We start from the raw sequence: 7,324 nt of genomic DNA on the forward strand, positions 1-7,324 counted from the left end.
CTGATAAGCGATTACCCATGACGACTCGTACCCGTATCCTCACCGGCATCACCACCACCGGCACGCCGCACTTGGGCAACTACGCCGGTGCGATTCGCCCGGCCATCCTCGCCAGCCAGGATGCCAATGCCGATTCCTTCTACTTTCTGGCCGACTACCACGCCCTGATCAAATGCGATGACCCGCAGCGCATCCAGCGCTCGCGCATGGAAATCGCCGCGACCTGGCTGGCCGGTGGCCTGGATGTGAACCGGGTGACGTTCTATCGCCAGTCCGACATCCCGGAAATTCCCGAGCTGACCTGGCTGCTGACCTGCGTCGCCGCCAAGGGCCTGCTCAACCGCGCTCACGCTTACAAAGCGTCGGTGGATAAGAACGTGGAAGCCGGCGAAGACCCGGATGCGGGCATCAGCATGGGGCTGTATAGCTACCCGGTGCTGATGGCGGCGGACATTCTGATGTTCAACGCGCACAAGGTGCCGGTGGGCCGCGACCAGATCCAACACGTGGAAATGGCCCGCGACATCGGCCAGCGTTTCAACCACCTGTTCGGCAACGGTAAAGAATTCTTCACCATGCCCGAGGCGTTGATCGAAGAAAGCGTCGCCACCTTGCCGGGCCTGGACGGCCGCAAGATGTCCAAGAGCTACGACAACACTATTCCGTTGTTCACCAGCGCCAAGGACATGAAGGACGCAATCTCGCGAATCGTCACCGACTCCCGCGCCCCTGGCGAAGCCAAGGACCCGGACAACTCGCACCTGTTCACGCTGTACCAGGCGTTTGCGACTAAAGCGCAAGAAGAAGAGTTCCGTGGCGAGCTGCTGCAAGGCCTGGGCTGGGGCGAGGCGAAGAATCGTCTGTTCCAACTACTCGACGGCCAATTGGGTGAGGCCCGCGAGCGTTATCACCAATTGATGTCACGCCCTTCGGACATGGAAGACCTGCTGCTGGTCGGCGCCAAAAAGGCTCGCGCCGTGGCCGCCCCATTCCTCGCCGAGTTGCGTGAAGCGGTGGGCCTGCGCTCGTTCGTCAATCAGGCGGCCGCGCCGGTCAGTGCCAAGAAGAAAGCCGCCAAGACGGCGCGCTTCGTCAGCTTTCGTGAAGACGACGGCAGTTTCCGTTTCCGCCTGCTGGCCGCCGATGGCGAGCAATTGCTGCTGTCACGCAACTTTGCCGATGGCAAGGCGGCGGGCGCGGTGACTAAACAACTGCAAAGCGGTCAAGCGTTGGACGTACGCACCGAAGGTCTGCGTTTCAGCGTATGGCTGGACGGCGCCGCGGTGGCCGACAGCGCTGAGTTTGCCGACCCTGCGTCGCTTGACGCGGCCGTCGAAGCCCTGCGCATCGCATTGACCCCCCTCGAGGATTAACCCGACCAAGGGTTGATTGCCATTATCCAGGGCCGTCGTTACAGTGACGGCCCGTTTTTGTTGCCTTGCTAACGAAATTATGACGCCCCTAGAACGATATCAAGCTGATCTGAAACGCCCTGAATTCTTCCATGATGCGGCCCAGGAAACGGCGGTGCGTCATTTGCAGCGCCTGTACGACGACCTGCTCGCGGCCTCGCAAAGCAAGCCGGGGATGCTCAGCAAGCTGTTTGGCAAGAAAGACCACACGCCGGTCAAAGGCCTGTACTTCTGGGGCGGCGTGGGCCGTGGCAAGACTTACCTGGTCGACACCTTCTTTGAAGCGCTGCCGTTCAAGGAAAAAGTCCGCACCCACTTTCACCGCTTCATGAAGCGTGTGCACGAAGAGATGAAGACCCTGCCGGGCGAGAAAAACCCGCTGACCATCATCGCCAAACGTTTTGCCCAGGAAGCCCGGGTGATCTGCTTCGATGAATTCTTCGTTTCCGACATCACCGACGCCATGATCCTCGGCACGTTGATGGAAGAACTGTTCAAGAACGGCGTGACCCTGGTCGCCACCTCGAACATCGTGCCCGACGGCCTGTACAAAGACGGCCTTCAACGTGCGCGCTTCCTGCCGGCGATTGCGCTGATCAAGCAACACACTGAAATCGTCAACGTCGACAGCGGCGTCGACTACCGCCTGCGTCATCTCGAACAAGCGGAGCTGTATCACTTCCCGTTGAACGAAGCCGCCCACGAAAGCTTGCATAAGAGCTTCCGTGCGCTCACGCCGGAATGCACCCAGGCGGTGGAAAACGACAAGCTGGTGATCGAGAACCGCGAAATCATCGCCCTACGCACCTGCGACGACGTGGCCTGGTTCGAGTTCCGCCAGCTGTGCGACGGCCCACGCAGCCAGAACGACTACATCGAATTGGGCAAGATCTTCCATGCGGTGATCCTCAGCGGCGTGGAACAGATGAGCGTCACCACCGACGATATCGCGCGGCGCTTTATCAACATGGTTGACGAGTTCTATGACCGCAACGTCAAGCTGATCATCTCGGCGGAAGTCGAACTCAAAGACCTCTACACCGGCGGTCGTTTGAACTTCGAATTCCAGCGCACCCTCAGCCGTTTGCTGGAAATGCAGTCACACGAGTTCCTCTCGCGCGGCCACAAACCCTAAGTGTGGGAGGGGGCTTGCCCCCTCTCACATTGGTTTAAGCAGCCTGCTGGAACTGCTGGCGATACTGGTTCGGCGACAACTCAGTGTGCTGCCTGAACAGCCGCGCAAAGAAACTCGCATCGTCGTAACCCACCTCATAACTGATGGTCTTGATGCTCTTGCGGCTGCCTGAGAGCAGGCCCTTTGCCGTCTCGATGCGCAACCGTTGCAGGTAATGCAGCGGCTTGTCACCGGTGGCGGTCTGGAATCGCCGCATGAAGTTGCGGATGCTCATGCCGTGTTCCCGGGCCACGTCTTCGAAGCGGAATTTGTCGGCGAAGTGTTCTTCGAGCCAGTGCTGGATCTGCAGGATGATCACGTCCTGGTGTAACTTCTGCCCGCCAAAGCCAATACGTCCAGGCGAATAGCTGCGCTGCACTTCATAGAGAATGTCCCGGGCCACGGCCTGGGCAATGTTGGCGCCGCAGAAGCGTTCGATCAGATAGATATAGAGGTCGCACGCCGAGGTGGTGCCGCCGGCGCAGTAGAGGTTGTCGGCGTCGGTGAGGTGCTTGTCCTGATTGAGTTGCACCTTGGGGAAGCGTTCGCTGAAGGCGTTGAAGAAACGCCAGTACGTAGTGGCTTCCTTGCCATCGAGCAGGCCGGCTTCAGCCAGCCAGAACACCCCGGTGGCTTCGCCGCACAGCACGGCGCCGCGTGCGTGTTGCGCGCGCAGCCAAGGCAGCACTTGGGGGTAGCGGCCGCACAGGGCGTCGAAATCATCCCAGAAGGCCGGCAACACGATGATATCGGCGTCTTCCAGCCCGCCGTCCACCGGCATGATCACATCGCTGAAGCTGCGCACCGATTGCCCGTCGGGGCTGACCAGGCGCGTTTCGAACGCGGGTGTCAGGCCCAGGCCTTGTTGCTTGCCATAGCGCAGGCTGGCGAGGTGGAAGAAATCCTTGGCTTGCATGAGGGTTGAAGCGAATACCCGATCAATGGCCAAAATGCTGACGCGCCGCAATGGCGTGGAGATTTGGTTAGACATAATTTCAATTATTCTTATAGGGGAAAGTGGTCACCAGACGGCTGGATCGTCTTATTTTTTGTCGCATGTGTCCAGTGTCCCGTGACGCTTTGGCGGCATAGGCTCTGTGGGCTCGTCCTTGTCCGACAATCCAAACAGGTGCGCCATGATCCCGAGAACCTTGTTCAGCCCCGACCACGAACTCTTTCGTGAGAGCGTGCGCACTTTTCTGGAAAAAGAAGCCGTGCCGTTCCATGGGCAGTGGGAAAAGCAGGGCTATATCGATCGCGACCTGTGGCGCAAGGCGGGAGAGGCCGGCATGTTGTGCTCCCACTTGCCGGACGCTTATGGCGGCTTGGACGCTGACTTTCTCTACAGCGCCGTGGTGATCGAGGAGATCGGCCGGCTGGGGCTGACCGGTATTGGTTTCTCCCTGCATTCGGACATTGTTGCGCCTTACATCCTGCACTACGGCAGTGAGGCGCTGAAGCATAAATACCTGCCGAAATTGATCTCTGGGGAGATGGTCACCGCCATCGCGATGACCGAGCCCGGCGCAGGCTCCGACCTGCAAGGGGTCAAGACTACCGCCGTGCTGGATGGCGATGAGTATGTGATCAACGGCTCCAAGACCTTTATCACTAACGGCTATCTCGCCGATCTGGTGATCGTGGTGGCCAAGACCGATCCCAAGGCCGGCGCCAAGGGCACCAGCCTGTTTCTGGTGGAGGCCGATACGCCGGGCTTTGCCAAGGGCAAGCGTCTGGAGAAGGTTGGCATGAAGGCGCAGGACACCTCGGAACTGTTCTTCCAGGATGTGCGAGTGCCCAAGGAGAACATCTTGGGCCAGGCGGGGATGGGCTTTGCCTATCTGATGCAGGAGTTACCGCAGGAGCGTTTGACGGTGGCGATCGGCGCGCTGTCGTCCGCCGAGGCGGCGTTGGCGTGGACCCTGGAATACACCCGCGAGCGCAAGGCGTTCGGCAAGGCGATCGCCGATTTCCAGAACACCCGTTTCAAGCTGGCGGAGATGGCCACTGAAATTCAGGTCGGTCGGGTGTTTGTCGATCAGTGCATGGCGCTGCACCTTGAAGGGAAACTTGACGTGCCCACCGCCGCAATGGCCAAGTACTGGGCCACCGACCTGCAATGCAAAGTGCTCGACGAGTGCGTGCAACTGCACGGTGGCTACGGCTTTATGTGGGAATACCCGATTGCCCGCGCCTGGGCGGATGCTCGGGTGCAGCGGATCTATGCGGGGACCAATGAGATCATGAAGGAAATCATTGCGCGGTCGCTTTGATTTTTGCTGATTTTGAATGCGTCATCGGGGGCAAGCCCCCTCCCACATTGGAATGCATTTCAATGTGGGAGGGCGGTGCGACGATTGGACTTGCCCCCGATAGCGGTCTACATGCCAATTAAGGCGCCGGGTTCGGATGATCCTTCTGAATCGCCTCAATCCCTTCCAGTACTTCCTTCGATAGCTTCAGATCAGCACTGGCAATGTTGCTGTCCAGTTGCTTCAGGCTGGTGGCACCGATGATATTGCTGGTCACGAATGGCTGTTGCGTCACGAAGGCCAAGGCCATCTGCGCCGGGTCCAGGCCGTGTTCGCGCGCCAGTGCCACATAGCGGCTGCACGCCGCCTCCGACTGCGGGTTGAAGTAGCGGCTGAAGCGGCTGTATTCGGTCAGGCGCGCCTTGGCTGGGCGAGCACCGTTTTCGTATTTGCCGCTGAGCATGCCGAATGCCAGGGGCGAGTAGGCCAGTAGCCCGCACTGTTCGCGAATCGCGACTTCCGCCAGGCCCACTTCAAAGCTGCGGTTGAGCAGGTTGTACGGGTTCTGGATCGATACCGCGCGCGTCCAGCCGCGGGCTTCGGCCAGGGCCAGGAATTTCATGGTGCCCCACGGGGTTTCGTTGGACAGACCGATGTGGCGGATCTTGCCGGCCTTGACCTGTTCGTCCAGCGCTTCGAGGGTTTCCTCCAGCGGCGTGAGGTCGTCTTCGTCCTTGTGCTTGTAGCTCAGTTGGCCGAAGAAGTTGGTACTGCGCTCCGGCCAGTGCAATTGATACAGGTCGATCCAATCGGTTTGCAGGCGCTTGAGGCTGGCATCCAGCGCTTGGACGATGTGCTTGCGGTTGTGGCGCAGATGGCCGTCGCGAATGTAGTCGATGGTGTTGCCGGGGCCGGCGATCTTGCTGGCCAGAATCCAATCGGCACGGTCGCCGCGGCTTTTGAAGTAATTGCCGATGTAGCGTTCGGTGGTGGCGTAGGTATTGGCTTTGGGCGGCACGGGGTACATTTCAGCGGTGTCGAGAAAGTTGATCCCCGCGGCCTTGGCTCGCTCGATCTGTGCGAAGGCCTCTGCCTCGCTGTTCTGCTCGCCCCAGGTCATGGTGCCCAAGGCTATCGCGCTCACGTTCAGATCCGTACGGCCCAGCTGTCGATAATCCATCGGGTACTCCTTCGGGAAAACAATCATAAAAGCAGGTTGAATTTTTTTTCGCAATCTGCATAATTGCCCACCTCTTTCTGCAGTGGAAGTGATGCGCCGCCTGCCGAAGAATCTTGCCGTTGAACGGACGCGCCGACCCGAGCCCCCGATAGCGTCTGTATCCGGCTGCCTTTGACTTGTCAAAGTACGCACTATTCAGTAAGATCCGCCGTCTAATTTACAGGGCGGCCCCTGAGGCTATTAAAGAATGACAACTTTTACTGCAAAACCGGAAACAGTTCAGCGCGACTGGTTTGTCGTCGACGCCGCTGGTCAGACCCTGGGTCGTCTGGCCACTGAAGTCGCCAGCCGTCTGCGTGGCAAGCACAAGCCTGAGTACACCCCTCACGTCGATACCGGTGATTACATCGTGATCATCAACGCTGAGCAGGTTCGTGTAACCGGCAACAAAGCAAGCGACAAAATGTACTACCGTCACTCCGGTTTCCCAGGCGGTATCAAGTCTTCCAACTTCGAAGGCCTGATTGCCAAGAAGCCTGAAGCCCCGATCGAAATCGCGGTCAAAGGCATGCTGCCGAAGGGCCCACTGGGTCGCGATATGTTTCGCAAGCTGAAAGTCTATGCGGGCGCTGTCCACCCTCATGCTGCTCAGCAGCCCCAAGAACTGAAGTTTTAACGGAATAGTTCATTATGTCGGCGACTCAAAATTACGGCACTGGCCGTCGCAAAACCGCAACCGCTCGCGTTTTCCTGCGTCCGGGTACTGGTAACATCTCGATCAACAACCGCTCCCTGGACAACTTCTTCGGTCGCGAAACTGCCCGCATGGTAGTTCGTCAGCCGCTGGAACTGACCGAGACCGTTGAAAAGTTCGACATCTACGTCACCGTTATCGGTGGCGGTGTAAGTGGTCAAGCTGGCGCAATCCGCCACGGCATCACTCGCGCTCTGATGAGCTACGACGAAACCCTGCGTAGCGCTCTGCGCAAAGCTGGCTTCGTGACTCGCGATGCTCGTGAAGTTGAACGTAAGAAAGTCGGTCTGCGTAAAGCGCGTAAGCGTCCGCAGTACTCGAAGCGTTAATTCGCTTTACGTTCCAGAAGAACGCCCAGCCTCCTTGCGGAGCTGGGCGTTTTTTATTGCCTGCGATTTATGCATAAAAATTGGCGTGACAACTTGCCACATCCGTAGACCCCCTATACTACAAGGCCTGGAGCCGGAGCTCCGGGTAATTCCCTTGTCAGAGGTGGGGCTTTTCATTACCATTCGGCAAAATTTTTATAAGTTCAGATTTAATACTTAGTAG

At 58.6% G+C, this 7,324-nt stretch carries 7 protein-coding genes; 5 read left to right on the top strand and 2 right to left on the bottom strand.

Annotation, left to right across the window (positions count from 1 at the left end):
* The first annotated feature begins 17 nt into the window (after window positions 1-17).
* Both YA0848_RS17620 and zapE read left to right on the top strand, forming a co-directional pair.
* The gene (locus tag YA0848_RS17620) at window positions 18-1,373 is read left to right on the top strand and encodes a tryptophan--tRNA ligase (RefSeq protein WP_034111750.1); all 1,356 of its coding nucleotides are present in this window, start codon (window positions 18-20) and stop codon (window positions 1,371-1,373) included.
* A gap of 79 nt (window positions 1,374-1,452) precedes the next feature.
* A complete protein-coding gene (gene zapE, locus YA0848_RS17625) occupies window positions 1,453-2,547 on the top strand; it encodes a cell division protein ZapE (RefSeq protein WP_169902820.1) in 1,095 nt (364 codons plus the stop codon).
* A gap of 34 nt (window positions 2,548-2,581) precedes the next feature.
* Here zapE and YA0848_RS17630 read toward each other — a convergent pair whose 3' ends face one another.
* Complete coding sequence (locus YA0848_RS17630) at window positions 2,582-3,502, bottom strand: GlxA family transcriptional regulator (RefSeq protein ID WP_169868007.1); 921 nt, start codon at window positions 3,500-3,502, stop codon at window positions 2,582-2,584.
* Between the two features lie 220 nt (window positions 3,503-3,722).
* Between YA0848_RS17630 and YA0848_RS17635 the strand changes: the two genes are divergently transcribed.
* A complete protein-coding gene (locus YA0848_RS17635) occupies window positions 3,723-4,859 on the top strand; it encodes an acyl-CoA dehydrogenase family protein (RefSeq protein WP_034095875.1) in 1,137 nt (378 codons plus the stop codon).
* A gap of 118 nt (window positions 4,860-4,977) precedes the next feature.
* Here YA0848_RS17635 and YA0848_RS17640 read toward each other — a convergent pair whose 3' ends face one another.
* On the bottom strand, window positions 4,978-6,018 hold the full coding sequence (locus YA0848_RS17640; RefSeq protein ID WP_034095876.1) for an NADP(H)-dependent aldo-keto reductase: 1,041 nt from the start codon (window positions 6,016-6,018) through the stop codon (window positions 4,978-4,980).
* A 247-nt stretch (window positions 6,019-6,265) separates the two neighbouring features.
* On the opposite strand from YA0848_RS17640, the gene rplM reads away from it, so the two are divergent.
* Together rplM and rpsI are read left to right on the top strand one after the other, a co-directional pair.
* Window positions 6,266-6,694 carry a 50S ribosomal protein L13 gene (gene rplM, locus YA0848_RS17645; protein WP_003188508.1) on the top strand — a complete coding sequence of 143 codons (429 nt, stop codon included), beginning with the start codon at window positions 6,266-6,268 and terminating at the stop codon, window positions 6,692-6,694.
* Window positions 6,695-6,708: 14 nt separating this feature from the next.
* The gene (gene rpsI, locus YA0848_RS17650; protein WP_016971570.1) at window positions 6,709-7,101 is read left to right on the top strand and encodes a 30S ribosomal protein S9; all 393 of its coding nucleotides are present in this window, start codon (window positions 6,709-6,711) and stop codon (window positions 7,099-7,101) included.
* Window positions 7,102-7,324: the final 223 nt, after the last annotated feature.

Origin of the sequence: Pseudomonas sp. S4_EA_1b (assembly GCF_016307435.1) — a bacterium.
In the GTDB taxonomy this organism is placed as follows: Bacteria; Pseudomonadota; Gammaproteobacteria; order Pseudomonadales; family Pseudomonadaceae; genus Aquipseudomonas; species Aquipseudomonas rhodesiae.

Bases quoted from the DNA above. Each gene is read 5' to 3' on its own strand.
- YA0848_RS17620 (WP_034111750.1), top strand. From the start codon at position 18: ATGACGACTCGTACCCGTATCCTCACCGGCATCACCACCACCGGCACG.
- zapE (WP_169902820.1), top strand. From the start codon at position 1,453: ATGACGCCCCTAGAACGATATCAAGCTGATCTGAAACGCCCTGAATTC.
- YA0848_RS17630 (WP_169868007.1), bottom strand. From the start codon at position 3,502: ATGCAAGCCAAGGATTTCTTCCACCTCGCCAGCCTGCGCTATGGCAAG.
- YA0848_RS17635 (WP_034095875.1), top strand. From the start codon at position 3,723: ATGATCCCGAGAACCTTGTTCAGCCCCGACCACGAACTCTTTCGTGAG.
- YA0848_RS17640 (WP_034095876.1), bottom strand. From the start codon at position 6,018: ATGGATTATCGACAGCTGGGCCGTACGGATCTGAACGTGAGCGCGATA.
- rplM (WP_003188508.1), top strand. From the start codon at position 6,266: ATGACAACTTTTACTGCAAAACCGGAAACAGTTCAGCGCGACTGGTTT.
- rpsI (WP_016971570.1), top strand. From the start codon at position 6,709: ATGTCGGCGACTCAAAATTACGGCACTGGCCGTCGCAAAACCGCAACC.